The 14,632-nt window shown below is 74.6% G+C and carries 11 protein-coding genes and 1 riboswitch; of the genes, 8 read left to right on the top strand and 3 right to left on the bottom strand.

Translation table 11 applies throughout. The features are described from left to right. The first annotated feature begins 147 nt into the window (after positions 1-147). Positions 148-291, top strand: a riboswitch (cobalamin riboswitch). Positions 292-322: 31 nt separating this feature from the next. From ACFWUY_RS32620 to ACFWUY_RS32600, 5 genes are read left to right on the top strand one after another with little or no spacing between them, the layout of a single operon-like run. Next, positions 323-1,309 (top strand): cobalamin biosynthesis protein, encoded by a 987-nt coding sequence (locus ACFWUY_RS32620; protein ID WP_384118317.1) that lies wholly within the window; start codon positions 323-325, stop codon positions 1,307-1,309. Beyond that, positions 1,306-2,814 (top strand): cobyric acid synthase, encoded by a 1,509-nt coding sequence (locus ACFWUY_RS32615; RefSeq protein ID WP_384118315.1) that lies wholly within the window; start codon positions 1,306-1,308, stop codon positions 2,812-2,814. The genes ACFWUY_RS32620 and ACFWUY_RS32615 overlap by 4 nt, the downstream gene beginning before the upstream one ends. A gap of 47 nt (positions 2,815-2,861) precedes the next feature. Further along, positions 2,862-5,012 carry a putative cobaltochelatase gene (locus ACFWUY_RS32610; RefSeq protein WP_384118313.1) on the top strand — a complete coding sequence of 717 codons (2,151 nt, stop codon included), beginning with the start codon at positions 2,862-2,864 and terminating at the stop codon, positions 5,010-5,012. Further along, positions 5,012-5,620, top strand: a complete 609-nt coding sequence (gene cobO, locus ACFWUY_RS32605; RefSeq protein ID WP_384118311.1) for a cob(I)yrinic acid a,c-diamide adenosyltransferase — start codon at positions 5,012-5,014, stop codon at positions 5,618-5,620. The genes ACFWUY_RS32610 and cobO overlap by 1 nt, the downstream gene beginning before the upstream one ends. Then, positions 5,614-6,984, top strand: coding sequence for a cobyrinate a,c-diamide synthase (locus tag ACFWUY_RS32600; protein WP_384118309.1), 1,371 nt, complete (start codon positions 5,614-5,616; stop codon positions 6,982-6,984). Before cobO ends, ACFWUY_RS32600 begins: the two co-directional genes overlap by 7 nt. 2 nt (positions 6,985-6,986) lie before the next feature. Here ACFWUY_RS32600 and ACFWUY_RS32595 read toward each other — a convergent pair whose 3' ends face one another. Next, complete coding sequence (locus ACFWUY_RS32595) at positions 6,987-7,715, bottom strand: ZIP family metal transporter (protein ID WP_384118308.1); 729 nt, start codon at positions 7,713-7,715, stop codon at positions 6,987-6,989. Between the two features lie 21 nt (positions 7,716-7,736). Here ACFWUY_RS32595 and cobC point away from each other — a divergent pair, with 21 nt between their 5' ends. After that, positions 7,737-9,434 carry an Rv2231c family pyridoxal phosphate-dependent protein CobC gene (cobC, locus tag ACFWUY_RS32590; protein ID WP_384118306.1) on the top strand — a complete coding sequence of 566 codons (1,698 nt, stop codon included), beginning with the start codon at positions 7,737-7,739 and terminating at the stop codon, positions 9,432-9,434. 258 nt (positions 9,435-9,692) lie between these two features. Here the strand turns inward: cobC and ACFWUY_RS32585 are convergent, their stop codons facing one another. Together ACFWUY_RS32585 and ACFWUY_RS32580 are read right to left on the bottom strand one after the other, a co-directional pair. Further along, positions 9,693-10,670 (bottom strand): SCO1860 family LAETG-anchored protein, encoded by a 978-nt coding sequence (locus ACFWUY_RS32585; protein ID WP_384118304.1) that lies wholly within the window; start codon positions 10,668-10,670, stop codon positions 9,693-9,695. Positions 10,671-10,995: 325 nt separating this feature from the next. After that, positions 10,996-11,679: a siderophore-interacting protein gene (locus tag ACFWUY_RS32580; RefSeq protein ID WP_384118302.1), complete on the bottom strand. Its 684-nt coding sequence runs from the start codon at positions 11,677-11,679 to the stop codon at positions 10,996-10,998. A 105-nt stretch (positions 11,680-11,784) separates the two neighbouring features. On the opposite strand from ACFWUY_RS32580, the gene ACFWUY_RS32575 reads away from it, so the two are divergent. Beyond that, positions 11,785-13,980: a penicillin acylase family protein gene (locus ACFWUY_RS32575; protein WP_384118300.1), complete on the top strand. Its 2,196-nt coding sequence runs from the start codon at positions 11,785-11,787 to the stop codon at positions 13,978-13,980. Further along, a complete protein-coding gene (locus ACFWUY_RS32570) occupies positions 13,977-14,540 on the top strand; it encodes a GNAT family N-acetyltransferase (RefSeq protein ID WP_384118298.1) in 564 nt (187 codons plus the stop codon). The genes ACFWUY_RS32575 and ACFWUY_RS32570 overlap by 4 nt, the downstream gene beginning before the upstream one ends. Positions 14,541-14,632 lie beyond the last annotated feature (92 nt).

Here is a 14,632-nt window from a genome sequence, read left to right as displayed (position 1 = left end):
CGGGGGACTGGGCCAGCTGCTTGCTCGCCGGCGGCGGCCTCGTCCTGCGGGGGGGGGCTGCCCCCCCGGGGGGGGGCGCCCCCCCCCGCCGTCGTGTTTGTGGTGCTTCGCACAGTGACGCGGTGCAGGTCAAGGGTGAGTTGACGGGTGTTCTCAGGGCGTGGTGGACTGCCGAGGCCATTACGGCGGCAGTAGAGGAAGTCCGGTGCGAATCCGGCGCGGTCCCGCCACTGTGACCGGATCCGAAGGGTCCGGGAGTCAGGAACTCTTGCCGCCGGTCACGTCGATCCAGGGCGCGGACCCTGAGTGAGGACATGCGCCCATGCCCGGCCGCAGCCGCAGCTTTCCCAGAGCCAGTCGCCTTTCCCCGGACGGATTCGCGTACGGAGCGGCCGCCGGTCTCGCCGTCGACCTGCTCGTCGCGGACCCCCGCCGCGGGCACCCCGTCGCCGCGTTCGGCCGGGCCGCCGCCGCGGTCGAACAGCGCCTCCACCACGACCACCGCGGCTGGGGCGCCCTGCACACCGCCGTCTGCGCCGGCTCCACGATCGCCCTGGGCGCGCTCGCCGCACGGGCCGTACGGAACCGGCCGGCCGCCGCCGCGGCCCTGACCGCCGCCTCCGTGTGGGCCGTCGTCGGCGGTACGTCCCTGGGGCGGGAGGCCCGCGCGATCGGCGGGGCGCTCGCCGCCGGCGACCTGGAGGTGGCCCGGGAGCGGCTGCCGCACCTGTGCGGGCGCGACCCGCAGTCCCTGGACGGACCCGCGATGGCCCGCGCGGTCGTCGAGTCCGTCGCCGAGAACACCTCCGACGCCGTGGTCGGCGCCCTCTTCTGGGGCGCGGTCGCGGGCGTGCCGGGCCTGGTCGGCTTCCGGGCCGTCAACACCCTGGACGCGATGGTCGGCCACAAGTCCCCCCGCCACCGGCGCTTCGGCTGGGCCTCGGCCCGGCTCGACGACGTGGCCGGCTGGCCCGGGGCCCGGCTGACGGCCGTGCTCGCGACCGTCGCCGGCGGGAACCCGCGCGGGGCCGTCCGGGCCTGGCGCGCGGACGCCGCGAAACACCCGAGCCCCAACGCGGGGCCGGTCGAGGCCTCCTTCGCCGGGGCCCTCGGCATACGGCTCGGCGGGACCCTGTCGTACGGCGGACGGGTCGAGCACCGGCCCGTGCTCAACGGGGAGGGGCGGCCCGTCGAGGTCGCCGACATCGACCGCGCGGTCCGGCTGTCCCGCCGGGTCACCGGACTGACCCTGGCCGTCTGCGTGGGCGGCCGGCTGCTCGGACACGCGCTGAAGCGGAGGAACGCATGAGGGGTGGGGGGCTGCTCGTCGCCGGGACCACGTCCGACGCCGGCAAGAGCGTCGTGACGGCCGGCATCTGCCGCTGGCTGGTCCGCGAGGGCCTGAAGGTGGCGCCGTTCAAGGGACAGAACATGTCCCTCAACTCCTTCGTGACCCGCGAGGGCGCCGAGATCGGGCGTGCCCAGGCCATGCAGGCGCAGGCCGCGCGGGTCGAGCCGACCGCGCTGATGAACCCGGTGCTGCTCAAGCCGGGCAGCGACCGGTCCAGCCAGGTCGTGCTGATGGGGAAGCCTGTGGGTGAGCTCAGTGCCCGGGGCTACCACGGAGGGCGGCAGAAGGAACTGTTCGAGCCGGTCCTCGCGTGCCTGGAGGAGCTGCGGAGCACGTACGACGCGGTGATCTGCGAAGGCGCGGGCAGTCCGGCCGAGATCAACCTGCGGCGCACGGACATCGTGAACATGGGCATCGCGCGGGCCGCCCGGCTGCCCGTGGTCGTCGTCGGCGACATCGACCGGGGCGGGGTCTTCGCCCAGTTCTTCGGGACGACGGCGCTGCTGAGCCCCGAGGACCAGTCGCTCGTCGCCGGATACCTCGTGAACAAGTTCCGGGGCGACGTGACGCTGCTCGAACCGGGCCTCGACATGCTGCACGGGCTGACCGGGCGCCGGACCTTCGGCGTCCTGCCGTACGCCCACGGGCTCGGCATCGACGAGGAGGACGGGCTCCGGGTCTCGCTGCGGGGTGCGGTGCGCGAGTCGGTCGTCGCGCCGCCGGTGGGCGAGGACGTGCTGCGGGTCGCCGTGTGCGCCGTACCGCTGATGTCGAACTTCACGGACGTGGACGCGCTGGCCGCCGAACCGGGCGTCGTCGTCCGGTTCGTGGACCGGGCCGAGGAACTCGTCGACGCGGACCTGGTCGTGGTGCCGGGAACCCGGGGGACGGTCAGGGCACTGGCGTGGCTGCGGGAGCGGGGGCTCGCGGACGCGCTCGCGCGGCGGGCCGCCGAGGGGCGGCCGGTGCTCGGGATCTGCGGCGGGTTCCAGCTGCTCGGCGAGCGGATCGAGGACGACGTCGAGTCGAAGGCGGGTGTGGTCGACGGGCTCGGGCTGCTGCCCGTACGGGTGCGGTTCGGGGTCGAGAAGACCCTCGCGCGGCCGGTCGGCGAGGCGCTCGGGGAGCGGGTCGAGGGGTACGAGATCCACCACGGCGTCGCGTCGGTGGACGGTGGCGAACCGTTCCTGGACGGCTGCCGGGTGGGCTCCGTGTGGGGCACGCACTGGCACGGCTCCCTGGAGAGCGACGGGTTCCGGCGGGCCTTCCTGCGGGAGGTCGCGGCGGCGGCCGGACGGCGGTTCGTGCCGGCTCCGGACACGTCGTTCGGGGCGCTGCGGGAGGAGCAGCTCGATCGGCTCGGCGATCTGATCGAGGAGCACGCGGACACGGACGCGCTGCTGCGGCTGATCGAGGAGGGCGCTCCCTCGGGGCTGCCGTTCGTGCCGCCGGGTGCGCCGTGAGCATGACGCCCGCCGAACATCAACGAGTTGAAGGAGTGACCCGACCGATGAGCACCCGGTATCCGTTCACCGCCGTCGTCGGCATGGACGACCTGCGGCTCGCGCTGCTGCTGAACGCCGTCAGCCCGGCCGTGGGCGGTGTGCTGGTCCGTGGTGAGAAGGGGACCGCCAAGTCCACCGCCGTGCGGGCGCTCGCCGAGCTGTTGCCCGCCGTGCCGGTGGTCGTGGGGTGCCGGTTCAGCTGTGATCCGGGCTCGCCCGATCCCGGCTGCCCCGACGGACCGCACGAGGCCGGTCCCGGTACCGAGCGGGCCGCGCGGATGGTCGAGCTGCCCGTCGGTGCCTCCGAGGACCGGCTCGTCGGCGCGCTCGACATCGAGAAGGCGCTCGCCGACGGCGTGAAGGCCTTCGAGCCCGGACTCCTCGCCGACGCCCACCGCGGCATCCTGTACGTCGACGAGGTCAACCTGCTCCACGACCACCTCATCGACCTCCTCCTCGACGCCGCCGCCATGGGCTCCTCGTACGTCGAGCGCGAAGGCGTCTCCGTACGGCACGCCGCCCGGTTCCTGCTCGTCGGCACGATGAACCCCGAAGAGGGCGAGCTGCGGCCGCAGTTGCTCGACCGGTTCGGGCTGACCGTGGAGGTCGCCGCCTCGCGCGAGCCCGAGCAGCGGGTCGAGGTCGTCCGGCGGCGGCTCGCCTTCGAGGACGACCCGGCCGCGTTCGCCGCGCGCTGGGCGGGGGACGAGGCCGCGCTGCGCCAACGGGTGGTCGCCGCCCGGGAGTTGCTTCCGAAGGTGGTCCTCGGCGACGCCGTGCTGCTCCAGATCGCCGCGACCTGCGCCGCGTTCGAGGTGGACGGCATGCGCGCCGACATCGTCATGGCCCGCACCGCGACCGCGCTCGCCGCGTGGGCGGGGCGCGTCGAGGTCACCTCCGAGGACGTGCGGCAGGCCGCGCTGCTGGCCCTCCCCCACCGGCGGCGGCGCTCGCCCTTCGACGCGCCCGGCCTCGACGAGGAGAAGCTCGACGAGACGCTGGAGCGGTTCAAGGGCGAGGAACCGGACGAGGAACCCGAGCCGGACGGTCCGGATGACGGCGGTCCCGGCGACGGCGGTCCGGATGGCGGCGGTCCCGGCGACGGCGGTCCGGATGGCGGCGGTCCCGGCGGGGGGATTCCGCCGCAGGGTGAGGGGCCCGCGGCGGACGACGTACCCGCGCCGGACGACGTACCCGCGCCGGACGACGTACCGTCACCTGAGGACGTGCCGGCTCCCCGGGAGTCGCCGGCGCCCGCGCCCGCCCCGCAGGGCCCCGGCGTCGGGGAGCGTGCCGCCGTCAAGGCCGCCGAACCCTTCCGTACGAAGACGCTGAGCGTGCCCGGTCTCGGCGAGGGCGCGGCCGGACGCCGCTCCCGGGCCCGTACCGAACACGGCCGTACGACAGGATCCGTGCGCCCGCGCGGCGCGCTGACCAAGCTGCACCTGGCCGCGACCGTGCGGGCCGCCGCCCCGCACCAGAAGGCCCGTGGGCGTACCGGTCCCGGGCTCGTGGTCCGGCGGGACGACCTGCGGCAGGCGACCCGGGAGGGGCGCGAGGGGAACCTGGTGCTGTTCGCCGTGGACGCCTCCGGTTCGATGGCGGCCCGGCAGCGGATGAGCGCCGTCAAGGGCGCCGTCCTGTCCCTGCTGCTCGACGCCTACCAGCGGCGCGACAAGGTCGGCCTGATCACCTTCCGGGGCCGGGACGCCGAGGTCGCCCTGCCGCCGACCTCGTCCGTCGACGCGGCCGCCGCCCGGCTCGAGAAGCTTCCGACCGGGGGCCGTACTCCGCTCTCGGCGGGGCTCCTCAAGGCCCATGACGTGCTGCGGGTCGAGCGGCTCCGGGACCCCTCGCGCCGTCCGCTGCTCGTCGTCGTGACCGACGGGCGGGCCACCGGCGGCGGCGGCGACCCGGTGGCGCTCGCCGCCCGTGCGGCGCGGCTGCACGCCGCCGCGGGCACGGCGTCGGTGGTCGTGGACTGCGAGACCGGGCCGGTCAGGCTCGGACTCGCGGGGACCCTGGCGCGTGAACTCGGCGGGACCGCCGTCGGCCTGGACGAGCTGCGCGCCGACTCGATCGCCGGCCTCGTCAGAGACGTACAGGGAAGCCGGAAGACCACTGCCGGGAAGACCACTGCCAGGAGGGCCGCTTAATGCCACAGGGACAGCCGACCGTCGTACCCGACGACGGTCTCACCACCCGCCAGCGCCGCAACCGGGCGCTCGTGATGGTGCACACGGGCGTCGGCAAGGGGAAGTCGACCGCCGCGTTCGGCATGGCGCTGCGCGCCTGGAACCAGGGCTGGCCGATCGGGGTGTTCCAGTTCGTCAAGTCCGCCAAGTGGAAGGTCGGCGAGGAGAACGCCCTCAAGGCGCTCGGCGAGACCGGCAAGGGCGGCACCGTCACCTGGAACAAGATGGGTGAGGGCTGGTCCTGGATCCAGCGCGAGGTCGCCGAGGGCGAGCAGTCGCACGAGGAGAAGGCCCGCGAGGGCTGGGAACAGGTCAAGCGGGACCTCGCCGAGGAGAAGTACAAGTTCTACGTCCTCGACGAGTTCGCCTACCTGCTGCACTGGGGCTGGATCGACGTCAAGGAGGTCGTCGAGGTGCTCCGCGACCGTCCCGGGCAGCAGCACGTCGTCATCACCGGCCGCAACGCACCGCAGGAGCTCGTCGACTTCGCCGATCTCGTCACCGACATGTCCAAGGTCAAGCACCCGATGGACGCCGGTCAGAAGGGCCAGCGGGGCATCGAGTGGTAGCACGTCTCGTCATCGCCGCGCCGTCGTCGGGCGCGGGCAAGACCACGGTCGCGACCGGCCTGATGGCCGCGTTCGCCGGCCGTGGTCTGGCCGTCTCCCCGCACAAGGTCGGCCCCGACTACATCGACCCCGGCTACCACGCCCTGGCGACCGGCAGGCCGGGCCGCAACCTCGACGCGTACATGTGCGGTACGGGGCTGATCGCGCCGCTCTTCGAGCACGGGGCGCGCGGCTGCGACCTGGCCGTGGTCGAGGGGGTGATGGGCCTGTACGACGGAGCCGCCGACCAGGGCGAACTCGCCTCCACCGCACAGGTGTCGAAGCTCCTCAAGGCGCCGGTGGTGCTCGTCGTCGACGCGTCCTCGCAGTCGCGGTCGGTGGCGGCGCTCGTGCACGGCTTCGCGTCCTGGGACCCGGAGGTGCGGATCGGGGGCGTGATCCTCAACAAGGTCGCCACCGACCGGCACGAGCATCTGCTGCGGGAGGCGCTCGGGGAGTCGGGGGTGCCGGTGCTCGGCGTGCTGCGGCGGGCTCCTGCCGTGGCCACGCCGTCGCGGCACCTGGGGCTCGTGCCGGTGGCCGAGCGGCAGGCCGCGGCGGTGTCCGCGGTGGCGGCGCAGGCGGAGCAGGTGCGCCAGGGGTGCGATCTGGAGGCGCTGCTCGCGCTTGCGCGGTCGGCGCCGCCGTTGGGCGCCGAGCCGTGGGTGGCCGAGGTCGGGGAGCGGCCGCACGCCGGTGGGTCCGGCGTGCCCACACCGAGGGTGGCGGTCGCCGGCGGGGCCGCCTTCACGTTTTCCTACGCCGAGCACGCCGAACTGCTCACCGCCGCCGGCGCCGAGGTCGTCACCTTCGATCCGCTGCGGGACGAATCGCTTCCCGAGGGGACGAGCGGGCTCGTCATAGGCGGCGGCTTCCCCGAGGTGTACGGGGCCGAGCTGTCCGCCAACGAGCCGCTGCGGAAGTCCGTCGCCGCGCTCGCCGCGTCGGGGGCGCCCGTCGCCGCCGAGTGCGCCGGCCTGCTGTACCTGGCGCGGTCGCTGGACGGGCGGCCGATGTGCGGGGTCCTCGACGCCGACGCGCGGATGTCGGAGCGGCTGACGCTCGGGTACCGGGACGCCGTCGCCGTCAGCGACAGCGTGCTCGCTCCCGCCGGGGCGCGGATGCGGGGGCACGAGTTCCACCGCACCGTGATCGAGCCGGGTGCCGGGGCGCGGGCCGCCTGGGGACTGCGGCAGCCCGCGCGACGCGTGGAGGGCTTCGTACAGGGGGGTGTGCACGCCAGTTACGTGCACACGCACTGGGCGGGTGCGCCCGAGGCGGCCGCGCGGTTCGTGGCGCACTGCGCGGGCGGTCCTGTCGCGTGAGATCAGCCGCCGGAGACGCCCACCACGAGCCAGATGAAGGCCACGCCCGCCACCGTGCACAGCAAGGTGGAACGGGCGGGGTGGTCGTGGTGGGCCTCCGGCAGGATCTCGGCGGCGGCCAGGTAGAGCAGGGCGCCGCCGAAGAAGCCCAGATAGCTGCCGAGAAGTTCCTCCGGAAGGGTGAACAGCAGGGTGGAGGCCGCGCCGAGGACCGGCGCGACCGCGTCGGCGACGAGCATCCCGACGGCCTTGCGGCGGGCGTTCCCGTAGAGGCTCGTGATCGTGTACGTGTTGAAGCCGTCGGCGAAGTCGTGGGTGATGACGGCGAGGGCGACGGTGGCGCCCATGCCGCCGCCGACCTGGAAGGCGGCACCGAGGGCGATGCCGTCCATGAGGCTGTGCAGGACCATCGCGGCGGCGGCGGTGAGGCCGACCTGCGGGACCCTCTCGCCGGCTCCGACCCCGTGTGCCGCACGGCGGACGGCGAGGAGGCGTTCCACGACATGGGCGAAGAGGAAGCCGCCGACGAAGAGCAGCAGGGCCTCCGGGACACCGAAGACCTCGGCACTCGCCGCCTCCAGTGCCTCCGGCAGCAGGTCGAGTCCGACGACGCCGAGCATGAGGCCGCCGGCCAGGCCGAGGACGAGGTGGCGCCGGTCGGTGACGCGCCCTGCCACCCAGCCGCCGAAGAGCGTCATGAGGAACGCGCCGAGCGCGACGACTACAGCCATGGGCCTTTGGTATCGGATCGGATGGCGTCCGCGCACATCGGCGTCGGCGCCCGGCCGGGGGTTCCGGTGGACGAGGTGCTCGCCCTGGCCGACGCGGTGCTCCGGGAGGCGCGGCTGACGCGCGCGGACGTCCGGTCGCTCGCCACGCTCGACGCGCGGGCGGCGGAACCGGGCCTCGCGGGGGCGGCGGCGGTTCTCGGCGTGCCGGTACGGGGGTTCACGGCCGAACAGCTGGCGGCCGTGTCCGTACCGCATCCGTCGGCGCTGCCGCTGGCGGCGACGGGCACGGCGTCCGTGGCGGAGGCGGCGGCGCTCCTCGCGGCGGCCGGTGGGGGCGCGGGGGCCGGGGACGGGGACGGGGCGGGGCCTGGTGCTCGCACGCGCGCGGGTGCCGGGGGCGGGGGCGGGGCGGGGACAGAGGCAGGGGGCGGTGGGGGTGCTCGGGCGGGTGGCGGCGGCCCGGGCGGGACGGTCGACGGGGCCGTACTGCTCGTACCGAAGCGGAAAACCCGGCGCGTAACGTGCGCTCTCGCCGCTTCCGTCCCGTTTCTTCCGAACGAAGACGCCCCAGGCGTACGGTTGTTGCCCCTGACGCACGGGTACATCGCTGGCGAGCCTGGCTCACCCCCCACCATCCCCACCCCCCACACGACGGCGGCCATGGACATGCACACGCATACCGACGCCCACGACCTGCGCCACCACGGTGACGCCGAGGTACGGGACGAGAAGCTCATCGATCTGGCGGTCAACGTCCGGACGAACACCCCACCGGACTGGCTGCGCAGGCGCATCGCCGACTCCCTGACCGGACTCGCCTCCTATCCCGACGGCCGGGCCGCGCGGGCGGCGGTCGCCGAGCGGCACGACCTGCCGCCGAACCGGGTGCTTCTCACGGCCGGCGCGGCGGAGGCCTTCGTGCTGCTCGCCCGGGCCCTGCCGGTGCAAAGACCCGTCGTGGTGCATCCGCAGTTCACCGAGCCGGAGGCGGCGCTGCGCGACGCCGGCCACGAGGTGCGCAGGGTGCTGCTGCGCGAGGAGGACGGTTTCCGGCTGGATCCGGCGGCGGTCCCGGAGGACGCGGACCTGGTGGTGATCGGGAACCCCACGAACCCGACCTCCGTGCTGCACCCCGCCGCCTCGATCGCCGCGCTCGCCCGGCCCGGGCGGATCCTGGTGGTGGACGAGGCCTTCATGGACGCGGTGCCGGGCGAGCGCGAGTCGCTGGCCGCGCGGACCGACGTGCCGGGGCTCGTGGTGCTGCGCAGCCTCACCAAGACCTGGGGGCTCGCCGGGCTGCGGATCGGGTACGTGCTGGCCGAACCGGACACGGTCGCCGCCCTGGAACGGTCGCAGCCGCTGTGGCCGGTGTCGACGCCGGCCCTGGTGGCGGCGGAGGCGTGCATGTCACGGGGGGCGCTCGCGGAGGCCGAGCACGCGGCGCACCGGATCGGGGTGGAGCGGGCCCATCTGCTGGCCGGTCTCGCCGAGTTCGACGAGGTGCGGACGGTGGAGGGGTCGGAGGGCCCCTTCGTGCTGATCCGCATCGACGGGGCGGACACGGTCCGGGAGCGGCTGCGGTCGCTGGGCTTCGCGGTGCGCCGGGGCGACACGTTCCCGGGGCTCGACCGGAACTGGCTGCGGCTCGCGGTCCGGGAGCGGGCGACGACGAACCGCTTCCTGCAAGCTCTCGACCAGGCCTTGTTGATCGGCGGCTGACGCCGCACGCGGTCCGGGGAGGGCGACGGTGACGACGTCGCCCTCCCCGGACCTTCACCCCCTCGCCCTCCCCCTGCACGGCTCCCCCGGAGCCTCCCGCGCCCCCGGCGCCGGCCCCCCTCAGGGCCCTCTCTCAGGCCTCCCCCTCAGTCCCCCCTCGGGCCGGATCCCGCAGGCCGTCCCCCTCGGGCGCCCGTCCCCCGGGCGTGTCGGCCTCGGACCGTCCTGGCCGTCCCCCTCGGCCGGGATCCCCGGCCGTCAGCCTCGGGAGCGGGCGCGCGAGCGGGTCAGCGCGAGGGCGCCGCCGCCCGCCACGACGAGGGCGAGTGCCCCGCCCGCGATGTACGGGGTGGTGGAACTGCCGCCGGTCTCGGCGAGGTTCCCGGTGGGCGTGATGCCGCCGGCGTCGCTCGGCTCGGCCGAGGGCTGCCGCGTGGGCTGCTCGGAGGGCCGCTCGCTGGGCTTCTGGGTGGGCCGCTCGGCCGGCTTCTCGGTCGGCTTCCCGGTCGGGGCCGTGCCCTCGGGCGTCTCGCAGGTCGCCTCCGCGAGGGTCACGGTGCCGTTGACCTCGGCCACGCCGAGCTTCAGCGGGTCGACCTCCACCTTGAGTTCGAGGGCCGTCGCGGCGGCCGTGCGGGAGGTCGTGGAGGTACGGGAGAGGTCCAGGGTGACCTGGCCGACGCCCGGCACGGCGACCTGGGTCCTGCCCCCGGTGGAGAGGGTGGTCTTCTTGCCGAAGACCGTCACGTGACCGAGGACGTTGGACTCGGCGACCGGCTGCTTCCCCACCTCGCACAGTGCCTTGGAGGTGACCTTCTCGACCTCGATGAGGGAGAGCAGCGGGATGCCGGGGACGTGCACCTGCGCCTTGACGAGGTTGACGTACCCCTCGGCCTTCTCCTCGTCCACGGTGGCCTTCGAGGTGGCCACGTCGGCGGCGAGGATGTCGATCGGCTTCCCGCCCTCGGCCCCCTGCACCTTCACGGCGAGCGCGGTCTCGCTCTCGGTCTCCGGCGCCTTGACCTCGTTGAGGGAGGTACGCAGCGGCACGTCGACCGCCTTGTCGAGGAGGGAGACGTCGAGGCCGGTCCGCAGGACGACGGCGGTGGCGCGCCCTTCACCGCCCGTGGCGTGCGCCGCCGGAGCCACGAGGAGGACGGGGCCGACGGTCAGGGCGGCGACGGTCGCGGCGGCGGCGGTACGGCGTACGGGCATACGGAAGGTGTTGCTGTTCAAGGTGGTGGAACCCCCACAAGAGACATGGCGTCGCCGGCCGCTCACCACGGGGACGGTGGGTCGGCGCGGCCTCGGCGACTTGAGACACCGGAATCTTTACGCACGGAGAGTGAACCGGCAGTCGCCTGGCGTGAGTTCACTCCAAAGGGGGTTTCCGTGTTCATTTTCGATTTTTTTCGGCACAACCGTTCTCGGTCGCCCCGCGTCTCTCGTACGTGCGGGCGGGAGCCGCACCGTACGAGAGGGATGAGAACGATCCGCACTTCGCCGAAGTAACGGATCGTCAACGCGGTGCCGTCCGCGCGATGTCGTCAGCGCGGTGCGTTCAGCTCGCGCGCCAGTACCCGAGGGCGTGGACGCGCTCCTTGGGGAGGGCGAGTTCCTTGCGCGCGTACGTGGCGAGAGCGCAGGTGGTCGCGGTGTCGCAGGCGATCCAGACGTACGAGGAGGCGTCGGCGAGCGCGGGAAGCTCGGCCTTCACCCGGGCGACGAGGTCGGCCCCGCCGTTTCGGCGCGGCACCCGGCGCAGTTCGTGCCGCTCGGGGTCGAGCCGGACCGGCAGGTCCTCGTCGGAGGCGTGCTGGGTCTCGAACCAGACGGTGGCCGGGACGCCGGGAAGCGCGTCGAGGAGGGAGTTGACCGCGGGCAGGGAGGCCGGGTCGCCGACCACGAGCAGCCGGCCGGGGGACGGCTCGGGGGCCTCGAAGCCGGTGCCCTGGAGGGTCGCGTCCACGGCGTCGCCGGGGGCGCAGGCACGGGCCCAGCGGCTGGCGACGCCGTCGTGGAGGGCGAACTCCAGGCTGAACGTGCCCGCCTCCGCGTCCGGGTCGACCAGGGTGTAGGCGCGCTGGTGCGGCTTGCCCCCGGCGTCGAACCAGATCCGCACCCACATCGTGGGGTGGACTCCGGCGGCGGCGAGGAGACCGCCGTCCGTGAAGTGCACCCTGCGGTAGTCCTCGGTGACCTGCTCGGCCCCCGTCACGGTGAACGTGAAGTCCTTGCCGCGCATCAGCTTGAGAACGGCACCCTGTCAGCCGTGACCCACCGCAATCCCCTCCCCTGAACTCCTGTAGATTAATTTAGGTCAGCCTAACCTAAGAAAACCGCAGCGGACATGGACGGGAACGGGGTCTCCGTGAGCATCGAGGTCTACCGGGACGCCTGGGGCGTCCCCCATCTGCGCGCCGCGGACCCGGACGAACTCGCCTTCGCGCAGGGCCGGGTCACCGCCCGCGACCGGGCCTGGCAGCTGGAGGTCGAGCGGCACCGGGCCCAGGGCACCACGGCCGCCTTCCTCGGCGCCGCCGAACTCGGCTGGGACACCTTCGCCCGCCGTTCCCGGCTCGCCGACACCGCCCGCCGCTGCTTCGAGCGGCTCGAACGCGACGACGCGCGGACGGCAGCGTGGGTACGCGCGTACGTGGACGGGGTCAACGACGGCCTGGCGGAAGGGGCCCGGCGCGCGCCCGAGTTCGCGGAGACCGGCCTCACCGCCGGCCGGTGGGAGCCGTGGACGCCGCTCGCCGTCTGGCTCTCCACCCACATCCTGTTCGCGGGCTTCCCCACCAAGCTGTGGCGCGAGGAGGTGGCCCGGCGTCTCGGCGAGGAGTGGACGGAGCTCTTCGCGACCGACGGACCCGGCACCGCCGGCTCCAACGGCTGGCTGGTCGCGGGCGAGCGGACCGCGAGCGGCGCGGCCCTGGTGGCCGGTGACCCGCACCGGTTCATCGAGGCGCCCGGCGTCTACCAGCAGATCCGGCTCGCCTGCCCGGCGTACGACGTCGTGGGCATCGCCGTGCCGGGCGTCCCCGGGCTCGCCCACTTCGGCCACACCGGTCCGGTGGCGTGGGCCATCACCAACGCGATGGCCGACTACCAGGACCTCTACCGGGAGCGGCTGCGGCGGCTCCCGGACGGCGGGGTGGAGGCGTACGGCCCCGAGGGGTGGCGCCCGGCGGCGACGCACACCGAGACGATCGAGGTCGCGGGCACGGAACCGGTCGTCGTCGAGGTGGTCGAGACGGACCGGGGTCCGGTGATCATCGGCGTCGACGACGAGCCTTCGGCCGAGGGCGGCCCCGGGAACGGCTCTGGGGAGGGCTCCCGGGAGGGCTCCTGGGACGGCTCCTGGGAGGCGGTCGCCCTCCGCCACCCGCCACGGGTCACCGGAGAGCTCGGCTTCGGCGTGCTGCCCACACTGCTGCGCGCCCGGACCGTCGACGACGTGGACGCGGCCCTCGACGGCTGGGTCGAGCCCGTGAACGTCGTCCTCGCCGCCGACACGGGGGGCGGCCTGCTGCACCGGGCCGCCGGCCACGTACCCGTACGGGACCGGACCAACTCCCTGCGGATCGTGCCCGCCTGGGATCCGGCGCACGACTGGCAGGCCGCTCCGGCGCCGCTGCCCCGCGCCGAGGTGCGCGGCCACGCCGTGATGGCCAACGCCCGGGGCCTGGCCGCGCCCCTGGGCGTCGAGTTCGCCCCGCCGCACCGAGCGGCCCGGATCGACGCGCTGCTCGGCGCCTCGGCGGAGTGGACCCCGGAGACGACGGCCGCGGTCCACCGGGACACCGACAACCCCTCGGCGGCCCGACTCCTCGCGGCGGTCGCCCGGGCGGGGGGCGCGGATACCGATGGCGCTGGTGCGAGTGGCGCCGATGCGGGTGCCGGACTCTCCCCCGCCGCCTCCGCCGTACGGGACCGGCTGCTCGCCTGGGACCGGCGGATGGACGCCGAGAGCACCGACGCCGGTCTCTACGCCGCCGTACGGGGAGCCGTGGTACGCCGGCTCGCCGCCCACGAGGCCTTCGCGGCGCTGCGCGAACCCGCCCCGTACCCCGAGGTGTTCCGGCCCTGGCTGGCCCTCGGGCCGCGCGTCGCCTACGCCCTGGAGACCCTGCTCGTGGCCGGGCCCGTGCCCGCAGGGGACGTCGACCGGATCGTACGGGAGGCGCTCGACGAGGTCGGGTCCGGCGAGCCGCCCGCCGCCTGGGGCGTCACGCACCGGCTCGCGCCCTGGCAGGCGCTGCCCGACCCCGACGACGAGCAGTGGCCGGGGCTCGGCGGCGACCACGACTGCGTGCTCTCCACGTCCAGCGTGCCCGGGTGGACCGACCGCAGCGCCCGCGCTTCCGCCGCCCGCTACGTCTGGGACCTCGCCGACCGCGAACGGAGCGGGTGGATCGTGCCGTTCGGCGCGTCCGGCGTCCCGGGCGACCCCCACCACCGCGACCAACTCCCCCTGTGGCTGAGGGGCGAACTCGCCCCCGTCACCACCGACTGGCAGTACCTCACCAAGGAGCAGGGATGACCACCGCCGTATACGTCCACAGCGTCGAGGGCTTCGGCACCGTCACGGTCCGGCCCGTCGAGCCCGGGCGCGACGCCCCGCTCCTGCACGGCTGGGTCAACGAGGAGCGGGCGCGCTTCTGGGGCATGGTCGGAACCACCGTCGAGCAGGTCCGGGACATCTACGCGCACCTCGACTCGCTCACCACCCACCACGGCTTCCTGGTCAGCCTGGACGACGAGCCGGTAGCCCTGTTCCAGACGTACGACCCCGAGGCCGACCGCGTCAGCGAGTGCTACGAGGCGCTGCCGGGGGACATCGGCGTGCACCTGCTGATCGCCCCCGGCACGGCCCCGAGGCCCGGCTGGACGGGACGGCTGCTCACCGCGCTCGTCGCCTTCTCGCTGCGGGACCACACCCGGATCGTGGTCGACCCGGACGCCGCCAACGAGAAGGCGATCGCCCGCATGGTGCGCGCCGGGTTCGAGCTGGGCCCGGAGGTGGTGCTGCCGGAGGTGGACCTGCCGGAGGTCTTCATCCCGGAGAAGAAGGCCCGCCTGGCCTTCCTGACCCGCCGCTGACCGGCGGCCGGCCGACCGCTGACCCGCCGCGGGCCGGCCGGCGGCCGGCCTGCGCGGGACGCCTGTCGGGCCTGTCGGGCCGGGCGTTCGCC

It is taken from the genome of Streptomyces sp. NPDC058664 (assembly GCF_042716635.1).
In the GTDB taxonomy this organism is placed as follows: Bacteria; Actinomycetota; Actinomycetes; order Streptomycetales; family Streptomycetaceae; genus Streptomyces.
The sequence above is the reverse complement of the archived record's forward strand: the minus strand, read 5'-3'. Positions and strand labels throughout refer to the sequence as shown.

Coding starts and splice junctions, on each gene's coding strand:
- ACFWUY_RS32615 (WP_384118315.1), top strand. CDS start 1,306: ATGAGGGGTGGGGGGCTGCTCGTCGCCGGGACCACGTCCGACGCCGGC.
- ACFWUY_RS32610 (WP_384118313.1), top strand. CDS start 2,862: ATGAGCACCCGGTATCCGTTCACCGCCGTCGTCGGCATGGACGACCTG.
- ACFWUY_RS32620 (WP_384118317.1), top strand. CDS start 323: ATGCCCGGCCGCAGCCGCAGCTTTCCCAGAGCCAGTCGCCTTTCCCCG.
- ACFWUY_RS32595 (WP_384118308.1), bottom strand. CDS start 7,715: ATGGCTGTAGTCGTCGCGCTCGGCGCGTTCCTCATGACGCTCTTCGGC.
- ACFWUY_RS32575 (WP_384118300.1), top strand. CDS start 11,785: ATGGACGGGAACGGGGTCTCCGTGAGCATCGAGGTCTACCGGGACGCC.
- cobC (WP_384118306.1), top strand. CDS start 7,737: ATGGCGTCCGCGCACATCGGCGTCGGCGCCCGGCCGGGGGTTCCGGTG.
- ACFWUY_RS32580 (WP_384118302.1), bottom strand. CDS start 11,679: ATGCGCGGCAAGGACTTCACGTTCACCGTGACGGGGGCCGAGCAGGTC.
- cobO (WP_384118311.1), top strand. CDS start 5,012: ATGCCACAGGGACAGCCGACCGTCGTACCCGACGACGGTCTCACCACC.
- ACFWUY_RS32570 (WP_384118298.1), top strand. CDS start 13,977: ATGACCACCGCCGTATACGTCCACAGCGTCGAGGGCTTCGGCACCGTC.